Annotated in this window: 19 protein-coding genes, 1 tRNA gene, 1 riboswitch and 1 other annotated feature; of the genes, 19 read left to right on the plus strand and 1 reads right to left on the minus strand. The window is 34.9% G+C overall.

Annotated elements, in window-relative coordinates:
- Window positions 1-71 precede the first annotated feature (71 nt).
- From tpiA to pepT, 19 genes are all read left to right on the plus strand, one after another.
- The gene (tpiA, locus tag HMPREF0446_RS01305) at window positions 72-830 is read left to right on the plus strand and encodes a triose-phosphate isomerase (protein WP_040507405.1); all 759 of its coding nucleotides are present in this window, start codon (window positions 72-74) and stop codon (window positions 828-830) included.
- A complete protein-coding gene (gene gpmI, locus HMPREF0446_RS01310) occupies window positions 830-2,359 on the plus strand; it encodes a 2,3-bisphosphoglycerate-independent phosphoglycerate mutase (RefSeq protein WP_006703958.1) in 1,530 nt (509 codons plus the stop codon). The genes tpiA and gpmI overlap by 1 nt, the downstream gene beginning before the upstream one ends.
- A 99-nt stretch (window positions 2,360-2,458) precedes the next feature.
- Window positions 2,459-3,757 (plus strand): phosphopyruvate hydratase, encoded by a 1,299-nt coding sequence (eno, locus tag HMPREF0446_RS01315; RefSeq protein ID WP_006703959.1) that lies wholly within the window; start codon window positions 2,459-2,461, stop codon window positions 3,755-3,757.
- A gap of 74 nt (window positions 3,758-3,831) precedes the next feature.
- Window positions 3,832-4,758, plus strand: a complete 927-nt coding sequence (pfkB, locus tag HMPREF0446_RS01320; protein ID WP_006703960.1) for a 1-phosphofructokinase — start codon at window positions 3,832-3,834, stop codon at window positions 4,756-4,758.
- Window positions 4,759-4,826: 68 nt separating this feature from the next.
- Window positions 4,827-4,921: riboswitch (TPP riboswitch) on the plus strand.
- Window positions 4,922-4,962: 41 nt separating this feature from the next.
- Window positions 4,963-5,514, plus strand: coding sequence for an energy-coupled thiamine transporter ThiT (thiT, locus tag HMPREF0446_RS01325; RefSeq protein WP_020991255.1), 552 nt, complete (start codon window positions 4,963-4,965; stop codon window positions 5,512-5,514).
- 178 nt (window positions 5,515-5,692) lie between these two features.
- A complete protein-coding gene (locus HMPREF0446_RS01330; RefSeq protein WP_006703962.1) occupies window positions 5,693-6,832 on the plus strand; it encodes a 5-methyltetrahydropteroyltriglutamate--homocysteine S-methyltransferase in 1,140 nt (379 codons plus the stop codon).
- Between the two features lie 153 nt (window positions 6,833-6,985).
- Window positions 6,986-7,351, plus strand: coding sequence for a MerR family transcriptional regulator (locus tag HMPREF0446_RS01335; RefSeq protein ID WP_006703963.1), 366 nt, complete (start codon window positions 6,986-6,988; stop codon window positions 7,349-7,351).
- A 12-nt stretch (window positions 7,352-7,363) separates the two neighbouring features.
- On the plus strand, window positions 7,364-8,698 hold the full coding sequence (gene glnA, locus HMPREF0446_RS01340) for a type I glutamate--ammonia ligase (RefSeq protein WP_006703964.1): 1,335 nt from the start codon (window positions 7,364-7,366) through the stop codon (window positions 8,696-8,698).
- 136 nt (window positions 8,699-8,834) lie between these two features.
- Complete coding sequence (locus HMPREF0446_RS01345; RefSeq protein WP_020991256.1) at window positions 8,835-10,136, plus strand: lipid II:glycine glycyltransferase FemX; 1,302 nt, start codon at window positions 8,835-8,837, stop codon at window positions 10,134-10,136.
- Between the two features lie 137 nt (window positions 10,137-10,273).
- Window positions 10,274-10,810: a Gx transporter family protein gene (locus HMPREF0446_RS01350; protein WP_006703966.1), complete on the plus strand. Its 537-nt coding sequence runs from the start codon at window positions 10,274-10,276 to the stop codon at window positions 10,808-10,810.
- Window positions 10,811-10,913: 103 nt separating this feature from the next.
- Entirely contained in the window at window positions 10,914-12,830 is a 1,917-nt protein-coding gene (locus HMPREF0446_RS01355; protein WP_006703967.1) for an NAD(P)/FAD-dependent oxidoreductase, read from the plus strand.
- A gap of 56 nt (window positions 12,831-12,886) precedes the next feature.
- Entirely contained in the window at window positions 12,887-13,864 is a 978-nt protein-coding gene (locus tag HMPREF0446_RS01360) for a polyprenyl synthetase family protein (protein WP_006703968.1), read from the plus strand.
- A gap of 171 nt (window positions 13,865-14,035) precedes the next feature.
- A complete protein-coding gene (locus HMPREF0446_RS01365; protein WP_006703969.1) occupies window positions 14,036-14,563 on the plus strand; it encodes an FMN-binding protein in 528 nt (175 codons plus the stop codon).
- Window positions 14,564-14,688: 125 nt separating this feature from the next.
- Complete coding sequence (locus HMPREF0446_RS01370) at window positions 14,689-15,789, plus strand: FAD:protein FMN transferase (RefSeq protein WP_006703970.1); 1,101 nt, start codon at window positions 14,689-14,691, stop codon at window positions 15,787-15,789.
- Window position 15,790: 1 nt separating this feature from the next.
- Window positions 15,791-16,729 carry a 1,4-dihydroxy-2-naphthoate polyprenyltransferase gene (locus HMPREF0446_RS01375; protein ID WP_020991258.1) on the plus strand — a complete coding sequence of 313 codons (939 nt, stop codon included), beginning with the start codon at window positions 15,791-15,793 and terminating at the stop codon, window positions 16,727-16,729.
- A gap of 75 nt (window positions 16,730-16,804) precedes the next feature.
- The gene (rpmG, locus tag HMPREF0446_RS08245) at window positions 16,805-16,957 is read left to right on the plus strand and encodes a 50S ribosomal protein L33 (protein WP_006703972.1); all 153 of its coding nucleotides are present in this window, start codon (window positions 16,805-16,807) and stop codon (window positions 16,955-16,957) included.
- 19 nt (window positions 16,958-16,976) lie between these two features.
- Window positions 16,977-17,147, plus strand: coding sequence for a preprotein translocase subunit SecE (gene secE, locus HMPREF0446_RS01380; protein WP_006703973.1), 171 nt, complete (start codon window positions 16,977-16,979; stop codon window positions 17,145-17,147).
- Window positions 17,148-17,243: 96 nt separating this feature from the next.
- Complete coding sequence (gene nusG / locus HMPREF0446_RS01385) at window positions 17,244-17,798, plus strand: transcription termination/antitermination protein NusG (protein ID WP_006703974.1); 555 nt, start codon at window positions 17,244-17,246, stop codon at window positions 17,796-17,798.
- Window positions 17,798-19,030 (plus strand): peptidase T, encoded by a 1,233-nt coding sequence (gene pepT / locus HMPREF0446_RS01390; RefSeq protein ID WP_006703975.1) that lies wholly within the window; start codon window positions 17,798-17,800, stop codon window positions 19,028-19,030. The genes nusG and pepT overlap by 1 nt, the downstream gene beginning before the upstream one ends.
- A gap of 158 nt (window positions 19,031-19,188) precedes the next feature.
- Here the strand turns inward: pepT and HMPREF0446_RS01395 are convergent.
- A tRNA-Thr gene (locus HMPREF0446_RS01395) sits at window positions 19,189-19,261 on the minus strand.
- Window positions 19,262-19,754: 493 nt separating this feature from the next.
- Window positions 19,755-20,012, plus strand: a sequence feature (16S ribosomal RNA rRNA prediction is too short).

A 20,012-nucleotide genomic window follows, 5' to 3' on the forward strand; every position in this document is an offset into this window, starting at 1 on the left:
TGAAAGAGACTCACTGAAATGATGCATTCATTTTTGTGAGTCTGCTTCATACAAAATTTTAGGAGGAAAAAATTATGCGTAAACCAATTATTGCAGGAAACTGGAAAATGAATAAAAATCCTAAAGAAACTCAAGCATTTGTTGAGGCTTTAGCAGGGAAATTACCATCATCAGAAGTTGTTGAGTCTGCTGTAGCAGCTCCAGCAGTTGATTTATCTACTTTATTAGCTGCAGCTGAAGGTTCAGAATTAAAAGTAGCTGCTCAAAACTGCTATTTCGAACAAGAAGGTGCTTATACAGGAGAAACTTCTCCAAAAGTATTATCTGAAATGGGCGTTCACTATGTTGTAATTGGACACTCAGAACGTCGTGAATATTTCCACGAAACTGATGCAGATATTAACAAAAAAGCAAAAGCAATTTTTGCAAATGGTATGTTACCAATTATTTGTTGTGGTGAAACATTAGAAACTTATGAAGCTGGTAAAGCTGCTGAGTTTGTAGGAGCACAAGTTTCTGCAGCATTAGAAGGATTATCAAACGAACAAGTTTCATCATTAGTGATTGCATATGAACCAATTTGGGCAATCGGAACTGGTAAATCAGCTTCTCAAGATGATGCTCAAAAAATGTGTAAAGTAGTACGTGACGTTGTAGCGAAAGACTTTGGTCAAGAAGTAGCAGATAAAGTTCGTGTACAATATGGTGGTTCTGTTAAACCTGAAAACATTAAAGAATACATGGCTTGTCCAGATGTAGATGGAGCTTTAGTAGGTGGAGCAAGCTTACAACCTGAATCATTCTTAGCTTTATTGGAGGCAGTAAAATAATGTCTAAATCACCAGTAGCGATTATTATCTTAGATGGTTTCGGATGGAGACCAGAAGTAGAAGGTAACGCTGTAGCACAAGCAAAGAAACCAAATTTTGACCGTTATTATAATGAATTTCCTCATACAACATTAAAAGCATCAGGTTTAGATGTAGGTTTACCAGATGGACAAATGGGGAACTCAGAAGTAGGTCATACAAATATCGGTGCAGGTCGTATTGTATACCAAAGCTTAACTCGTATTGATAAAGCGATTTTAGATGGTGAATTTGATACAAACCCAGCGCTAAACGGCGCATTTAACCATGTATTAGAAAATGGTTCTGCACTACACTTGTTCGGATTATTATCTGATGGTGGTGTACATAGCCATATCAATCATTTATTAGCATTAATTGAAACAGCAAAAGCAAAAGGTATTTCTAAAGTTTATGTTCATGCATTCATGGACGGACGTGACGTGGATCCAAAAGCTGGTCCTTCTTACATCAAAACATTAGAAGAAAAAATTTCAGAAGTTGGAGTAGGCCAAATCGCAACTGTATCAGGTCGTTATTATGCAATGGATCGTGACAAACGTTGGGAACGTGTTCAATTAGCTTATGATGCAATTGCGCATGCAAAAGGACCTCAATTTGAATCAGCTCAAGCAGTCATTGAACATAGTTATGCTGAAAATGTAACAGATGAATTTGTAATTCCATCAGTAATTGTTAAAGATGGACAACCAGTTGCGAAAATTGAAGAAAATGATGCAGTTATCTTCTTTAACTTCCGTCCTGACCGTGCGATTCAATTATCAAATGCATTTACAGATAAAGAATGGGCAAACTTTGATCGTGGTGAACATGCTGCAAATGTTAAATTTGTGACAATGACATTATACAATCCAAGTGTGGATGCAGAAGTTGCATTCCCACCAATTCCTATGACAAATGTTTTAGGAGAAGTTTTATCAAAAGCAGGTCTTGCACAATTACGTATTGCAGAAACTGAAAAATATCCACACGTTACATTCTTTATGAATGGTGGACGTAATGAAGAATTCCCAGGAGAAAACCGTATTTTAATTCCTTCTCCAAAAGTTGCAACATATGACTTAAAACCTGAAATGAGTTGTTATGAAGTAGGAGATGCATTATATAACTCTATTCAAAATGATGAAAATGATGCAATCATCTTAAACTTCGCAAACCCAGATATGGTTGGACACTCTGGTATGTTAGAGCCAACGATTAAAGCAATCGAAGCAGTAGATGAAAACTTAGGTAAAGTAGTAGATGCTATTTTAGCTAAAGGCGGTACTGCAATTATCTTTGCTGACCACGGTAACTCAGAAACAATGGTTACTCCAGAAGGTACACCACATACTGCTCATACAACAGTTCCAGTACCAGTCATTGTAACGAAAAAAGGTATTACATTACGTGAAGGCGGTCGTTTAGCAGACGTTGCACCTACAATGTTAGATTTATTGAATGTAGCAAAACCTGAAGAAATGACAGGTGAAAGCTTAATTCAAAAATAATCTTAAAAAAAGGCTTTCAATTTAAGGAAAAGATTGCATATAAAGCATTTTTCGACTAAAATAGAAACGTACAAATAAATATAAAGGAGTTAATAAATCATGCCATTTATTACAGATGTATTAGCAAGAGAAGTATTAGATTCACGTGGTAACCCAACTATCGAAGTTGAAGTTTACACAGAAAGCGGAGCGTTCGGACGAGGTATGGTTCCTTCAGGAGCTTCTACTGGTGAATACGAAGCAGTTGAATTACGTGATGGCGACAAATCTCGTTACTTAGGAAAAGGAGTTCAAAAAGCTGTTGATAATGTAAACAACATTATTGCTGAAGCAATCATCGGTTTTGACGTTCGCGAACAAATGGCGATCGACAAATTAATGATCGAATTAGATGGAACTCCAAACAAAGGTAAATTAGGAGCTAACGCAATTTTAGGCGTATCTATCGCTGTTGCTCGTGCTGCTGCTGATTACTTAGATCAACCATTATACCAATACTTAGGTGGATTCAACACTAAAGTATTACCAACACCAATGATGAATATCGTTAACGGTGGATCTCACTCAGATGCTCCAATCGCATTCCAAGAGTTCATGATTTTACCAGTTGGTGCACCAACATTCAAAGAAGCTTTACGTTGGGGTGCTGAAGTATTCCATGCATTAAAAGCTATTTTACACGACCGTGGTTTAGTAACTGCTGTAGGTGACGAAGGTGGTTTCGCTCCAACATTTGAAGGTACTGAAGATGCTGTAGAAACAATCTTAGCTGCTATTAAAAAAGTTGGTTTAGAACCAGGTAAAGATGTATTCTTAGGATTTGACTGTGCTTCATCAGAATTCTTCAAAGATGGCGTATATGACTACACAATTTTCGAAGGTGAAAAAGGTGCTAAACGTACTCCTGCTGAACAAGTAGAATACTTAGCTGAATTAGTTGAGAAATACCCAATTATCACAATCGAAGACGGATGTGACGAAAACGACTGGGATGGATGGAAATTATTAACTGAACGCTTAGGCGGTAAAGTTCAATTAGTAGGTGACGATTTATTCGTAACTAACACTGAAATCTTATCTCGTGGTATTGCACAAGGCGTTGCAAACTCAATCTTAATCAAAGTTAACCAAATTGGTACTTTAACTGAAACATTCAACGCAATTGAAATGGCTCAAAAAGCTGGATACACTGCAGTTGTATCACACCGTTCAGGTGAAACTGAAGATTCAACAATTGCTGATATCGCAGTTGCTACAAATGCTGGACAAATCAAAACTGGTTCATTAAGCCGTACAGACCGTATTGCTAAATACAACCAATTATTACGTATTGAAGATCAATTAGGTGACTTAGCTGTTTACCAAGGTCTTTCAGCATTCTACAACTTAAAAAAATAATAACATTTTAAGATGTTTTTAGAGGGCTAGCATTTTGCTAGCCCTATTTTTTACATTAGAAAGTGGGTGAGAAGATGATTTACACAATTACGTTTAATCCAGCGGTAGATTTAGTGATACAAGTACCAAATTGTCAATTAGGGGCATTAAATCGTTCAAAAGGTGAGGAATATGTAGCAGGTGGTAAAGGGATTAATATGTCGATTGTATTAAAACGACTAGGAGTTGATAATATTGCAACGGGATTCCTTGGAGGATTTTCAGGGAAGTTTATTGAAGAGTTTCTAGAAAAAGAAGGAATTACCCCTCAGTTTATTTCTGTAGAAGGGACTACAAGAATTAATGTCAAAGTTAAAGGGGAAGTTGAAACGGAAATCAATGCGGCTGGTCCTAACGTAGGAGTTGAAAAATTTCAACAATTAGTGAATTATTTCCAAGATATTTTAAAAGAAGGAGATATTGTATTTTTAGCAGGAAATGCTGCTCCGGGATTAGATGAGACGTCTTATGTTGAAATTGCAAGGCTTTGTCATGCAAGAGGGGTAAAGTTAGTGCTTGATACTACAAAAAATTCATTATTAGCCTGTTTACCTTATCAGCCGTTTATGATTAAGCCGAACCAACATGAATTAGAAGAATTATTTGGAGTAAAAATTGAAACAAAAGAAAAAATGTTGAACTATGCGTTTCAATTACGAGAAAAAGGGGCTCGTAATGTCTTGATTTCTTGTGGAGGTGAAGGAGCATTTCTAGTCAGTGAAACAGGACAAGTATTGATTTCAAATACTCCAAAAGGCACACTGGTCAATTCTGTAGGTGCTGGAGATTCACTGTTAGCTGGATTTATGGCGAAATTTATTGAAACGAGTGATTATAGAATGAGTCTGAAGCAAGGGGCAGCATCTGGTAGTGCGACAGCTTTTTCAGTAGGAATTGCTACAAGAGAGTTAATAGAAGAATTAATGCCACACATAAAAATTGAGGAAATTCAAAGAAAATAAAGGATTAATTGAGAATTAAGTATTGAAACCGATGAGAGAAGAGCGTATACTAAACTCATATTTTAAAAAAAGATACAAAGAGGTGCCATTGGCTGAGATGTGTTTACAAACTCTTAGAACCTGTTACGTTAATACGTGCGTAGGAATTGTATGAATAATTGTCTGCAATTGGGTCTCTTTGTAAAAAAACAAGGAGGCTTTTTTATGTCTGTAAAAAGAATTGCGTGGGTGGAAGGAGCAATTGTAGCAGCTTTAGCGATGGCGTTATCATTTATTCCTCATTTTATGGGATGGTTTTCTCCTTCGTTTGGTGCGATTGTTTTAGTAGTATTTGCATTGCGTAGAGGATTGTATCCAGCATTATTTTCAGGTTTAGTATGGGGAGTGTTACATTTTCCGCTTGGAAAAGTAGTCTACTTATCGTTCTCTCAAGTGCTGTTAGAATATATCGTTGCGTTTGGAGTAATGGGATTTGCTGGATTATTATATCATCAATTCCAAAAGGCTATTCGTAATGATAAGCAAGCGTTAGCAATTTTTTATATTTTTATTTCTTCATTCATCGGTGTTGGGGTTCGATATTTCTGGCATTTTGTTGCAGGATTTTTATTTTGGGGTAAATATGCTCCAGAAGGAGTATCTCCATATTGGTATTCATTCACAGTGAATGGAATTGCTGGATTACAAACTTTAATTGTAACGATTGTTGTTGCGGTTTTATTATTGAAATATCCAAAAATTTACAAAACTAAATAAGTCAGTAAAAATATTATAATACTCGATAGTACTCTTATAGAATGTAATTTCTATAAGAGTTTTTTTGCGGAAGTGTATAGTTTAAAACTATATTTGAATATAGTAAATTAGTATGTGACAATAACGGAGTAGTCAGTTACAATGTAATTACGTTAGTTAGAGAAGAGAGGTAATACCTATGACAAAACACGCACCATTTAAATTTGATACAGTAGGAAGTTTCTTAAGACCAGAAAATTTAAAACAAGCTCGCGAAGAGTATGAAAAAGGAAACTTTAGTTACCAAGAATTAAAAAACTTTGAAGATGCCGCAATTCGTGATTTAGTAAAAAAAGAAATTGCAGCGGGATATAAAGGAATTACAGACGGGGAATTCCGTCGTGCTTATTGGCATTTAGATTTCTTCTGGGGATTAGGAGGAATTAAACATGTTCAAGCCAAAACAGGATACCAATTTCATGATGAAGTTACAAAACCAGACTCAGCAACTGTAGTAGGAACGATTCATGGACGTAATCATCCATTCGTAGCTCACTATACATTTTTAAGAGATTTAGTCGCAGATAATGATGAAGTTGAAGCTCGTATTACAATTCCATCACCATCTCAATTCTATTTTGAATTAATTCGTGATGAAGAACATGTGGAACAATTAAATAGTGTATATTCAAACTTTGATGATGTGGTTGAAGATATTTCAAAAGCATACTTAGAAGTGATTCAACAATTATTTGATGAAGGATTACGTACATTACAAGTTGATGATTGTACATGGGGAATTTTAGTGGATGATAACTTCTTAACACTTTGGGGACAGGGTCGTGATAAAGAAGAAGTAAGACGTGAATTAGCAGCAACATTTTTACGTTTAAATAATGCTGTTTATAAAAATGTTCCAGAAGGATTAGTTGTAAATACTCACGTATGTCGTGGAAATTTCCATTCTACTTGGGCTGCAAGTGGTGGTTATGCATCTATTTCTGATGAATTATTTGGAGAAGAAGAAGTAAATGCTTATTATTTAGAATTTGATACTGATCGTGCAGGAGACTTTACTCCATTAGCAAAAGTTTCTGGTGATAAACAAGTCGTTTTAGGATTAGTCACTTCAAAATTTGGAGAACTAGAAAGTAAGGAAGAGTTAATTTCTCGTATTAAAGAAGCGAGCCAATATATTCCGTTAGAGAGATTATCATTAAGTACTCAATGTGGATTTGCTTCAACTGAAGAAGGAAATATTTTAACAGAAGAACAACAATGGGCAAAATTAGCATTAATTAAAGAAGTTGCCGAAGAAGTTTGGGGAACTGAAAACTAATAACAACATGGAAAGGCTGGGGGAACCTGGTCTTTTTTGTTGAAATAAAACACATGTTAGAAAATGTGACATAAAAAGTGAGAGAATCCTTGACTTTTATGTCAGTTATTTTTACAATACAGCTATCATATAGAATAAGAGAGGTGTTTGAGAATGGGAGAAAAAGAATTACGACGTTCTTTAGCAGTATTTCCAATAGGAACAGTCATGAAATTGACCGATTTAACGGCGAGACAAATTCGTTACTATGAAGAACAACGTTTAATTACACCAGAACGTTCAGACACTAATCGTAGAATGTATTCGTTAAATGATGTAGATCGATTATTAGAAATTAAAGACTACTTGGCGGATGGATTAACCATTGTTGCGATTCAAAAAATTTATTCGAATGTGAAAAAAAATCCGTTAGAAAAATCAACGACAAATGATGGATTAACGGACGAAGATGTTCGACGAATTTTGTATAACGAAATTATGCATATTGGAAGATTATCCGGACAAGAAAAATTACTATAGAGGTGGAGAAAAATGACAATCACACAAGAAGAAATTTTAAAACAAGTTGAGGAAATGGACGTTCGTTATTTACGTTTGATTTTTACAGATATTTTAGGAACGATTAAAAATGTGGAAGTGCCGATTACTCAATTAAAAAAAGTATTATCGAATAAAATGATGTTCGATGGCTCATCTATTGAAGTTTTTGTTCGTATTGAAGAAAGTGATATGTATTTATACCCTGACTTAGATACATGGGTTGTATTCCCATGGAGTAGTAAACACGGAACAATCGCTCGTTTAATTTGTGATGTATATAAACCAGATGGAACACCATTTGCAGGAGATCCACGTTCAAACTTAAAACGTATTTTAGAAGAAATGGACGAATTAGGATTTTCTAACTTTAATTTAGGACCAGAGCCAGAGTTCTTCTTATTCAAATTAGATGAAAACGGAGAACCAACGCTTGAAGGAAATGATCAAGGTAGTTACTTTGATTTAGCCCCAGTCGATTTAGGGGAAGAATGTCGTCGTGAAATTGTACTAGAATTAGAAAAGATTGGTTTTGATATTGAAGCAAGTCACCATGAAGTAGCACCAGGCCAACATGAAATTGACTGGAAGTATGCATCAGCTGTGGCAGCGTGCGATAATATTCAAACTTTTAAATTAGTTGTTAAAACGATTGCTCGTAAACATGGATTGCATGCAACCTTTATGCCAAAACCAGTATTTGGAATTGCAGGTAGCGGGATGCACTTCAACTTATCATTATTTGATAAAGAAGGAAATAATGCCTTCTATGATCCAGCAGATGAGCATGGACTAAGTGATACTTGTCGTTATTTCATTGCTGGAGTTATGAAACATGCGAAAGCTTTAACAGCGATTTGTAACCCTACAGTCAATTCTTATAAACGTTTAGTACCTGGATATGAAGCGCCTGTATATATTGCATGGTCAGCTCAAAACCGTTCACCATTAATTCGTATTCCTGAAGCAAGAGGTCTTTCTACTCGTATCGAATTAAGAAGTGTGGATCCAGCAGCAAATCCTTATTTAGCAATGGCAGCTATTTTACGTGCAGGTTTAGAAGGAATTCGTGAAAAATTACCAGTTCCTGCTCCAGTTGATCGTAATATTTATGCAATGTCAACAGCAGAGAGAAAAGAAGTAGGAATTGATGATCTTCCAAGTAGTTTAGCAGAAGCGATTGATTGCTTGAAAACTGACACAGTTGTAAAAGATGCATTAGGTGGACATATTTACAGTAACTTTGTGGAAGCGAAGAAATTCGAATGGGCAGCGTATCGTTCACAAGTCACACAATGGGAATTAGATCAATATTTAAAACTATTTTAAAATAGATGAGAAGCCGAGCGAAAGCTCGGTTTTTTGTATGAAAGTTATATGAACAACATCAATCTCTAACATTTTTTGACAATCCATTGTAGAAGTGTCATACTGTTTAATGACAATAGTTGAGAGGAAGTTAGAGATGTATATTAAAGATATGAGAAATTCTATTGCAGAATATCATGAGTTTTTACAAACTCAAGGAAACTGTACTCTTTTTCAAACTCCGGAATGGGGAGAAGTGAAAATAAAAGGAGAATGGAGTAATGACATTCTTTTTGTGATGAATGATCAAGACGAACCAGTAGCAGCGACGATGATTTTATACCGAGCCCTTCCTGTAGTGAAAAGATATTTAGCGTATGCTCCTAGAGGGATTGTGACGGATTATCATGATGCAGAACAATTTAAAGAAGTGATTCAAGCTTTGAAAGCTTATTTAAAACAAAAACGAGTATTTGGGTTAAAAATTGATCCTGAAATTATGTGGAGAGAACGATTGAATGACTTTTCAATTGTGGAAGGTGGAATCAATCAAGAATCCGTTCGTCAATTATTGTTAGAGGCAGGATTTGTAAGTCAACCACTAGATTTAGGGTTTGATGGAATTCAACCAAGAATGACAATGATTGTTGAATTAGAAGATAAAGGAAAAGGAATTTTAGACACTTTCTCTTCTAAAGAAAGATATAAAGTCACAATGGCACAAAAACGTGGAGTTGTTTGTTATAAAGGAACTATCGAGGATATTGATGATTATGAAGTGTTAAATCGTATTACTGCTGAGCGTGATCAATATATTGCGAGAAGTAAAGAGTATTTAACAACCATCTATGAAACTTTACATGCTCACGATATGATGGATTTATATTTTGCAAAAATTGATTATCATGTCGCAAAAGAATCAACAGAAAACAGAATTCACCAAGCAAAAGCTGAGGTGGAAAAAATTGCTTCACAAGTTGAAAGTACTCAAAATGAGAAAAAGAAGACAAACTTATTGAATCAAAGAGAAAGCTTGTTAAAAAATATTGAAAAATATGAGCAAGAAGTGATTGAGTTAGAAGCGCTGTGTAAAGAATATCCAAATGGGAAAGTGTTAAGCGGAGCGTTTGTAGCAACGTATAAAGAAACGGCGTATTATTTATATGGAGCGAATATTACAGATGATGCAGGCTTAAATGCAAATAAAGCTTTACAAACATGGATTATGCAACAATTGTATGATAAAAAAGGCATTCGCCATTATGATATGTTTGGAGTTTCAAGTAATGCAGAAGATCATACAGGTATTACTAAGTTTAAACAATCTTTTGATCCAATTTTAGTGGAGTATATTGGAGAATTTGATTTACCGATAAATCGTTTCTGGTTTACAATGTTTCAAGATGTTGCACCAAAAGTGATGGAATGGAAGAGAAAATTATTAATGCGTCGTTCGTAAATGGCGTATCGCCCCAAATGTTAGCATGAATGCTGCTTTTGGGGTCTTTTTTTATGTTCGCTTTTTAGATATCTTTTTAAGATTTTTGAGAGTTATGGTACAATTATAAGACGAGTTTAATGAGAGGTGGTAGATAAATGAAACAAAATCTAACGTTGAAAAAAATGTTATTTATTTCGTTATTAACAGCTCAAGGAATTATTTTGAGTTTACTAGAACAAGCGATTCCCTTTCCTTTTGCGTTTGCTCCGGGAGCTAAATTAGGAGTTGCCAATATTATTACGGTCATCGGTTTATATACATTATCCTTACAAGAAGTGGTATTAGTAGTATTACTCAGAACATTGTTAACAGCTTTGTTAGGGGGGACTTTTTCTACTTTATTGTACAGTAGTGCAGGAGCGGCGTTTAGTTTATTAGGAATGTTGCTTGTTAAACAATTAGGACCGAAACGTGTGAGTTTAATTGGCGTGAGTGCAACGGGAGGAATCTTACATAATTTTGGTCAATTAATTATCGCAAGTTTTATTGCTAAATCTTGGACAGTACTGTTATATTTACCGGCTATGTCGATTGTAGGAATTTTCGCAGGGATTGCGATTGGTATTTCTGCAAATTATGCTTTAAACCATGTCAAAATATTAAAAGCATATCGTGAAAAACAAGAAATGTAAATTTATGAAAACTTATGAGAAGGTTAAAAAACAATTAGACAAACCATTGATTTTATACTATAATGCTTAAGTGAAAAAATTACAAAATGAGAGGGGATTTCTAATGACGAAAACAAATATTGTTGTTATCGGTGCAGGTTTTGCAGGAGTAGCAGCAACAAAAAAATTATCACGTCATTTCAGAAAAGATAAAGATGTCACAATTACATTAATTGATAAACATCCATATTTAACATACATGACGGAGTTACATGAAGTAGCTGGAGGTCGTGTAGAACCTGAAGCAATCCAATACGATTTACAAAAACTATTTGCACGTTCAAAAAATGTTCAATTAGTAACGGATAAAGTAGTTAGCTTAGATAAAACGAAAAAAGTTGTAACAACAACGTATAAATCTTTCCAATATGATTATTTAGTAATCGGTATGGGTGGAGAAGCGAATGACTTTGGTGTACAAGGTGTGAAAGAGCACGGATTTACATTATGGTCAATGGAAGATGCCATTAAAATGCGCGAACATATTATTCGTTGTGTAGAGCGTGCAGCTAAAGAGCATGTAACTCCAAAACGCCGTGCTTTATTAACATTTACAGTATGTGGTGCTGGATTTACTGGGGTAGAATTAGTCGGTGAAATCATGGACTGGATTCCAGTATTAGCAAAACAATATAACTTAGATGAAAGTGAATTCTCACTATACATCGTTGAAGCAGTTCCAACTATTTTAAATATGTTAGATGAAAAAGATGCTGCTAAAGCTGAAAAATTCATGACTGGCCGTGGCATTAAAGTGATTAAAGGGAACGGAATCGAAGAAGTAAAAGAAAACAGCATTCGTTTAGTAGACGGTACTGTCATTCCAACTTACTCATTATTCTGGACAGCTGGTGTTAAAGCGAATACTGAATCTGAAGTGTTTGGATTCAAATCTGCTCGTGCAGGTCGTTTAGTCGTGAATGAATTCATGCAAGTGGATGGAGAAGAAAACATTTATGCAATCGGGGACTTAGCTTATTACGAAGAACCTGATAAAGAAAATCGCCCAACTCCACAAATCGTTCAAGCAGCTGAACAAACTGGACATACAGCAGCGAAAAATATTATTGCAGATGTGGAAAACTCTGCAAAAGTTGCTTATAAAGGAAAATATGATGGATTCATGGTTTCAATTGGATCTCATTATGGTGTAGCTTTCTTAATGGGCAAATATCACTTGAGTGGTTTCTTTGCAATGTTGATGAAACATTTAGTAAATATCAAATACTTCTTAGAAATCTTCTCATTATATTATGCGATTCAATATGTATTCCACGAATTCTTCCATATTAAAGATCGTCGTAATATCTTCCGTGGACATTTATCTCGTTACGGAAATGTTCTTTGGGCATTACCATTACGTTTATTCTATGGTGGAATGTGGACAATCGAAGGATTGAAGAAAATCTTTGGTCTTTGGGGTGCACATAGCTGGATTGATGGAACGCATTTAGCATTCCCATTCCCTTGGTTATTAGAACCAACAAGTGCAGCAAGTGGAGCTGCTGAAACAGTTGCAGCAGCAAGTGGCGCAGCAACTCAAACAGTAGCAGAAGTAGCAACTTCATTTGGATTTAACTATTCATATGGTGAACAACCAATGATGGTATTAGATAAAATGCCAGACTGGTTTGCTTCAATTATGCAAATTATGATTCCAAACGTTGAAGTAGCTCATGTAATGCAAACAATTATGTCATTTGTAGAATTAGCCATTGGTTTAGCAATTATGGCTGGATTCTTAACATGGATTGTCAATGCCGTAACAGTTGGATTAGTAACAACATTTGTATTGTCAGGTATGTTCTACTGGGTAAATATGTGGTTTATCCCAGCAGCCATTGCTTTAATGAACGGTTCAGGACGTGCATTTGGTTTAGATTACTACTTCATTCCATGGTTCCAAAAAACTGCTGGTAAATGGTGGTATGGAACTTCGAAACATATTTATGGTTTCGGTGCAGATAAACAAGAACGTTAAATAAGATAAAAGTCGGCTTTGCCGGCTTTTTGTCTATAGTGATTGGAGAAAAAATTATGGAAATGATTCATTCAATGTGGAATGAATACCCGTTTTTAAAACAAGAATTATCAGCCATTCGTCATTTAATGTTAGATAGTGTTGAAATGGAAGATGAAGACATTCACCAAGCGATTGTAGAGATGTTACAGCAAGGCGGGAAAATGATTCGTCCTGCTTATCTAACATTATTTGCTAACTGGAGTAATAATGGGAATCCGCAACAAGTAAGAGCTGTTGCAGCTGCTTTAGAATTACTACATGTCGCAACATTGCTCCATGATGATGTCATTGATGAAGCAGATATGAGAAGAGGGCAAGAAACGCTGAATGCTCGTTATGGAAATCGTGTAGCGATTTATGCTGGAGATTTTGTTTTAACAAGTTGCTATCAACTTCTTTCCACTCATCTATCTGATTTAGAAGGAATTACACTTCCAACTAATGGAATGGCAAGAGTTGTAGAAGGCGAATTAGCACAAATGCGAAATCGTTATCGCTATGATTTAGGACTTCAAGAATATTTGAAACGAATCGAAGGGAAAACAGCTCAACTATTTATGGTTAGCTGTTATATGGGCGCAAAATTAGGACAAATGGATGATGCGCTTAGAGCAAAGAAAATTGGTCAGCAAATTGGTATGGCGTTTCAAATTTTAGATGATATTTTAGATTATCAAGTAACTCCTCAAGAGTTTGGAAAACCTGTTTTAGAAGATGTTGCGCAAGGAATTTATACAGCGCCATTAATTTATGCATTGGAAAAAGAGTCTCAAAAAATCATTCCATTGCTAGAGAAAAAACAAGAGATTTCTGAACAAGAGAAATTGTTACTAAGAAAATTAGTGCAGGATTCTGGTGGGGTGCAAAAAGCACAACAATTAGCAATGCAATATACGAAACAAGCATTATCTCAAATTGAGCGTTTGCCTGAAAGTGATATGAAGGCAACGTTAACGCAATTAACAAAACAATTATTAGAACGCACGATGTAAAAAAGAAGAACTCCAATCGATAGTAATGTGGACTATTGATTGGAGTTTTTATGACAATAGGATGTTTTTACTATTGTTTTACAGATATTTTTAGAATTTGCAATGAGTTATAGGAACATGATATAATATTATTTAAAGAATTTACTAAAATTCTAAAATAAAGAGAAAAGGATGAATAAAATGACATTCAAAAAATCATTAGCAACAGCAGCTGTATTATTATCATCTGTAGTTGTTTTAACTGCATGTGGTGGAGGTTCAAAATCAACTACTTCATCAACTTCTTCAGCAAAAACGACTCAAGCAGCAAAATCAACTGCTTCAGGAGAATTAAAAGACGGTACTTACAAATTAGTATCTGAAGCTGACAAACGTGGTTGGCATGTAGAATTTACTATCGTAGTTGAAGGTGGAAAAATCAAATCTTCTGACTATGATAACTTAAACAAAGATGGTAAACGTAAATCAGAAGATGAAGCTTATGAAAAACAAATGAAAGATAAAATGGGTACAGGCCCTGCAGAATACTTCAAAGCATACAACATTGGATTAGTAGAAAAACAAAATCCATCAGATGTTGAAGTAGTATCAGGAGCAACTCAAGCTCACACTTCATTTGTAGAATATGCAAATAAATTAATTGAAGCAGCTCAAAAAGGTGACACTAAAGAAATTAAAGTGGCAGCACCTCAAGGCTAATTTTAATTTGATGATAAACCGGGCTTAGGCTCGGTTTTTTCTTTTAAAATAGGAGTTTAGCTTGAGTTATTGTGAAAAATTTAGTAGACTATTTGAATGGAATTTATACAATTAAGGAGAGATATATGAAAATCAATAAATGGTTGTTAGTGACAACTCTTGCCTTAAGTTCAATTGGATTAGTGAGTTGCCAACAAAAGAAAGTTCAAGATGCAGAAGTTGTTTCATCAGCTTCCGTGAAAACACCAAGAGAAATTATTAAGTCTCCTGTGAAGAAAACAGATTTCTTATTAGGGACTGCAGTAGCATTGTCTATCTATCATCCAAATACTGAAGATTTATTAACACATGCTTTTGCAATGGTGAAAGATTTGGAAGCTAGAATTACTGTTAATGCTAGTGGCTCTGAAGTAGATGCGATTAATGAGGCGGCAGGAGACCATGCAGTTGCTGTCAGCGATGAAGTGTATGACCTTATTAAACAAGGTCTAGCTTATAGCGAAGAATTTGATGGTAGTTTTGATATTACGGTAGGACCATTAACAAGTTTATGGAGAATCGGGTTCCCAGATGCTAGAAAACCATCCCAAAAAGAAATTGATGATGCATTGCCATTAGTAAATTATAAAAATGTCGTTTTAAATGACGAAGAAAAAAGTGTTTATTTAACTCAAAAAGGCATGTTATTAGATTTAGGAGGAATTGCGAAAGGGTTCATTGCGGATCAATTATGGAATTTCTTTAAAAAAGAAGGAGTGACAACAGCGGTTCTTGATTTAGGGGGAAATATTGTCGTAATGGGTGGTTCTCCTGCACGAGATGGGGTAGCTTGGAATGTTGGATTGCAAGATCCATTAGAAAGTCGTGGTAAAACTTTAGGAACGATTTTAGAAAAAGAAAAGACAATCGTTACTTCAGGGATTTATGAACGATATTTAGAAGTAGATGGTAAAACCTATCATCATATTTTAAATCCAAAAACAGGATATCCATATGAAAATGATATTGCAGGAGTTTCGATTATTGTCTCAAGTTCTACTCGTGGAGATGCGTTGTCGACGTCTATGTTTTCAATTGGTGTAGAAGAAGGGTTGAAATATGTCAATCAAAAAGATGATGTAGATGCAGTTTTCATGACAAGAGATAAGAAAGTCTATGTTTCTAATTCGATTAAAAATGCGTTTAAACTAACGAATGATCAATATACATGGGAAGGGACGCATTAATATGAAAGATATCATTGAATTAGTGGAGTTAAGAACGAAAATTGCCAGTGTCATTCCTTTTGTAGTTGGATTACTCTATTCAATTTGGACATTTGGGAATTTCAATGCAGTGAATATGGCATTGTTCTTTATTGGAATGGTATGCTTTGATATGGCAACGACTGTTATGAATAATTTAATGGATTATGTCAAAGCAAAAAATGAAACATATCGCCAAGAAGAAAATATTATTGGAACTTCGGCTTTAACAGTAAAACAAGCTGCAATGATTTTTGGAAGTTTAGTCGGTGTTGCAACAATTATTGGAATCATTTTAGTGGTGAGAACAAACGTTATTTTATTATTTGTAGGTATGTTATGTTTTGTGATTGGGATTTTTTATACTTTTGGTCCGATTCCAATTTCAAGAATGCCATTAGGGGAAGTATTGTCTGGAGTGACAATGGGATTTGGAATTTTTTGGATTGTGATTTTCTTAAATTCTCCAGAAGCCAGTTTTGCAAGGATGGGACTAGAAGAAGGAATATTATTCATCCGATTAGCGTTGTTAGATCACTTTAAGGTAGCACTACTTTCATTGCCGTTAGTATGTACGATTGCAAATATTATGTTAAGTAATAATTTATGTGATTTAGAAACAGATATTACGAACCACCGCTATACATTGGTGTATTATATTGGAAAACCAACAGCATTAAAATTATATCAAGGACTTTATCTGATTAGTTTTATAGCTATAGTGTTAGCAGTTGTATTTAAAATCGCACCAATTTTAATGATAGGAACTCTAGTAGTGGGAATTCCAGTGTATAAAAATATTCAACTCTTCATTCAAAAACAAGAGAAAAAAACAACTTTTGCATTAGCTATTAAAAATATGTTAATGATTCATGTCATGCAAATGGTATTATTAGTCATTAGTGTGATATTTTTTCGCTAAGGCTTGACAATTGGCACTGAGAATTTTATGATTGAGAAGATAGGATACATGTAGAAGAAAGAGAGTAGTGAAAATATGGCACAAAAGAAAGCAGCGTTGGCATGTAGTGTATGTGGCTCAAGAAACTATACACTTACTTTAGGACAAAACAAACGTGTCGAACGTTTAGAGTTAAAAAAATTCTGTAAGTTTTGCAATAAACAAACACTACATCGAGAAACAAAATAATCGAGAGGAGAAGTTTCGAATGCGTTTTTTAGTAAATGTTGTTAAAGAAATGAAGAGAGTAACATGGCCAACTGGTAAAGAAGTTAATAAATATACATTAACAGTTGTGATGGCAGTATTACTTGCGTTAGGATTTTTCACAGTAGTGGATTTTGCGATTGCAAGTGCATTTAAATTAATTATTAAATAATTCGCAAGAGTTATAAAATAGTGGTATAATAAATTCAAGCAAAAACCTTCAAGTAAGAAGGTTTTTTTGTATGAACAAATAATAGGAGGAGTTACGATGAGTAATGCAGCAAAAGAATGGTATGTATTACATACTTATTCAGGATATGAAAACAAAGTAAAATCAAATATTGAATTACGTATTAGTTCAATGGGGATGGAAGAAAATATTTTTAGAGTAATTGTTCCAGAGGAAGAAGAAGTAGAAGTAAAAGATGGAAAAGAGAAAGTTACGATTAACAAAACTTTCCCAGGTTATGTATTAGTTGAAATGATTATGTCTGACCAAGCATGGTATGTTGTACGTAACACTCCAGGTGTAACAGGGTTTGTGGGTTCTCATGGAGCAGGTTCTAAACCATCTCCATTATTACCGGAAGAAGTGGATACATTATTAGGTCGCTTAGGAGTACCAACTCATGCACCAGTTGATTTACATGCTAAAGTAGGAGATTATGTCATTATTACTGAAGGTGCTTTTGATGGTATGAGTGGTAAAGTGACAGAAATTGATGATGAAAAACAAAAAGTTAAAGTAACGATTGAAATGTTTGGTCGTGAAACTATTGCGGAATTAGAATTCTATCAAGTGAAAGAAGATGACTCTTACTAATGCGAGAAAGCATGTTAGATCGTTTTGTACGATATGCAAAGATTAATACAAGAAGTGATTTAAACTCATCTGCTGTGCCAACAACAAAGAGTCAGTTAGATTTTTTACAAATGTTGAAACAGGAATTGAAGGAATTAGGCTTTTCAAATATTTCTTTAGATTTAGAAGATGCTTATTTAGTAGCTTGCATTCCGAGTAATTTGCCAGAAGGTAAAACAGCACCATCAATTGGATTTGTAGCACATGTTGACACTGCAGATTTTAATGCTGAAAATATACAACCTCAAGTACATTTGAATTATGATGGCGAAGATGTATTGTTGAATTCTGAATTAGGACTGATGATGCGAGTAGAAGAGTTTCCTAATTTGAAAAATTATATCGGACAAACGCTTATTACAACAGATGGGACAACATTGTTAGGCGCAGATGATAAAGCTGGATTAGTTTCAATATTAGAAGCAGCCATCGATTTATTAGTTAACCCAGAAATTCCACATGGAGACATTTGGGTAGCTTTTGGACCAGATGAAGAAATCGGAAAAGGTGCACATCGCTTTAAATCAGAAAGAATGCCAGCTCAATTTGCTTATACATTAGATAGTGGTGTAGTAGGAAAATTAGAGTATGAAACTTTTAATGCAGCAAGAGCAGTCGTAAAAATTAATGGAACAAGTGTACACCCAGGACAAGCGAAAGATGTTATGGTAAATGCCCTTGCAGAAGCAGCGAAACTATTCTCAAAATTACCAGAACAAGAAGTTCCAGAAAAAACAAGTGGCTATGAAGGATTTTATATGCTTGCTAAACAATCTGGAAATATTGGAATGGTAGAGGCAGAATATATTATTCGAGACCATTCGATGGAGAAATTCCAAGAACGTAAGAAAAATTTTGCAAAAATTGTAGAAGAACAAAATACAATGTATGATGTTCCAAGAATTGAATGTCATATTTACGATGAGTACTTTAATATGTATGAAGTGTTAAAAGAAGATATGACTTCAGTAGAAGTAGCAAAAGAAGCATACCATCAATGTGGGATTGAACCAGATATCCAACCATTTAGAGGTGGAACAGATGGATGTATTATTACCTTTAAAGGAATTCCAACACCAAACTTATTTACAGGTGCAGAGAATTTACATGGGCAATATGAATTTGTCACATTAGAAAGTATGGAAAAAGCAAAAGAAGTTGTATTAACGATTATTCAGAATGTTATCAAATAAAAAAAGCCCTCAGATGTAAAAGTCTGAGGGCTTTATAAATACAAGATTCATTTGTTCCAAAATTGTTCCGTAAAACTAAAAATTGGGAAATAGTAGAAATGTAAAACGCTGATTTAACAACATTCTGACATGATGAAAATAACTTAAAACATAAAATATGCCGAAAGCAGGGGTCGAACCTGTGACCTACGCGTTACGAGTGCGTTGCTCTACCAACTGAGCTATTTCGGCTTTACAAATATAGTATACACCTGCTAAAAACGGAAGTAAATAAGAGAAAAGCTTTAAATTCAACATTTTAGTTAAGGAAGAAAATAATAAGAAAAAATATTTCGAAAAATATAAAAAAAGTTACAAAAAATACTTGCAAAGAATAAAAAGCTATGGTAAATTATAAACACTGTTAACGAACGTTCGCATTTGAAGCGATTACGAAAAATAAATTTTAAAAATAATTTTTTAAAAAGTTGTTGACAGAGAAAAACGACTATGATAATATATAGGAGTTGTCGCGATAAGCGATGTTGACCTTTGAAAACTAAACAAAGAAGACAAACCAAATGTGTAGGGACTTCACGAAAGTGAAGAAACAACAATTTCTTTTCTCTAAGGAGAAAAACAATAAGTCAGTAATTAAAATGAGCTTTCAAAAGCTTATGAATGTATTTTCATGAGAGTTTGATCCTGGCTCAGGACGAACGCTGGCGGCGTGCCTAATACATGCAAGTCGAACGAGAGCGACCGGTGCTTGCACTGGTCAATCTAGTGGCGAACGGGTGAGTAACACGTGGGTAACCTGCCCATCAGAGGGGGATAACATTCGGAAACGGATGCTAAAACCGCATAGGTTCTACAGTCGCATGACTGAAGAAGGAAAAGAGGCTTCGGCTTCTGCTGATGGATGGACCCGCGGTGCATTAGCTAGTTGGTGAGGTAACGGCTCACCAAGGCCGTGATGCATAGCCGACCTGAGAGGGTGATC

Source organism: Granulicatella elegans ATCC 700633 (assembly GCF_000162475.2).
Lineage (GTDB): Bacteria > Bacillota > Bacilli > Lactobacillales > Aerococcaceae > Granulicatella > Granulicatella elegans.

Bases quoted from the DNA above. Each gene is read 5' to 3' on its own strand.
- gpmI (WP_006703958.1), top strand. From the start codon at position 830: ATGTCTAAATCACCAGTAGCGATTATTATCTTAGATGGTTTCGGATGG.
- eno (WP_006703959.1), top strand. From the start codon at position 2,459: ATGCCATTTATTACAGATGTATTAGCAAGAGAAGTATTAGATTCACGT.
- pfkB (WP_006703960.1), top strand. From the start codon at position 3,832: ATGATTTACACAATTACGTTTAATCCAGCGGTAGATTTAGTGATACAA.
- thiT (WP_020991255.1), top strand. From the start codon at position 4,963: ATGTCTGTAAAAAGAATTGCGTGGGTGGAAGGAGCAATTGTAGCAGCT.
- HMPREF0446_RS01330 (WP_006703962.1), top strand. From the start codon at position 5,693: ATGACAAAACACGCACCATTTAAATTTGATACAGTAGGAAGTTTCTTA.
- HMPREF0446_RS01335 (WP_006703963.1), top strand. From the start codon at position 6,986: ATGGGAGAAAAAGAATTACGACGTTCTTTAGCAGTATTTCCAATAGGA.
- glnA (WP_006703964.1), top strand. From the start codon at position 7,364: ATGACAATCACACAAGAAGAAATTTTAAAACAAGTTGAGGAAATGGAC.
- HMPREF0446_RS01345 (WP_020991256.1), top strand. From the start codon at position 8,835: ATGTATATTAAAGATATGAGAAATTCTATTGCAGAATATCATGAGTTT.
- HMPREF0446_RS01350 (WP_006703966.1), top strand. From the start codon at position 10,274: ATGAAACAAAATCTAACGTTGAAAAAAATGTTATTTATTTCGTTATTA.
- HMPREF0446_RS01355 (WP_006703967.1), top strand. From the start codon at position 10,914: ATGACGAAAACAAATATTGTTGTTATCGGTGCAGGTTTTGCAGGAGTA.
- HMPREF0446_RS01360 (WP_006703968.1), top strand. From the start codon at position 12,887: ATGGAAATGATTCATTCAATGTGGAATGAATACCCGTTTTTAAAACAA.
- HMPREF0446_RS01365 (WP_006703969.1), top strand. From the start codon at position 14,036: ATGAATAAAATGACATTCAAAAAATCATTAGCAACAGCAGCTGTATTA.
- HMPREF0446_RS01370 (WP_006703970.1), top strand. From the start codon at position 14,689: ATGAAAATCAATAAATGGTTGTTAGTGACAACTCTTGCCTTAAGTTCA.
- HMPREF0446_RS01375 (WP_020991258.1), top strand. From the start codon at position 15,791: ATGAAAGATATCATTGAATTAGTGGAGTTAAGAACGAAAATTGCCAGT.
- rpmG (WP_006703972.1), top strand. From the start codon at position 16,805: ATGGCACAAAAGAAAGCAGCGTTGGCATGTAGTGTATGTGGCTCAAGA.
- secE (WP_006703973.1), top strand. From the start codon at position 16,977: ATGCGTTTTTTAGTAAATGTTGTTAAAGAAATGAAGAGAGTAACATGG.
- nusG (WP_006703974.1), top strand. From the start codon at position 17,244: ATGAGTAATGCAGCAAAAGAATGGTATGTATTACATACTTATTCAGGA.
- pepT (WP_006703975.1), top strand. From the start codon at position 17,798: ATGCGAGAAAGCATGTTAGATCGTTTTGTACGATATGCAAAGATTAAT.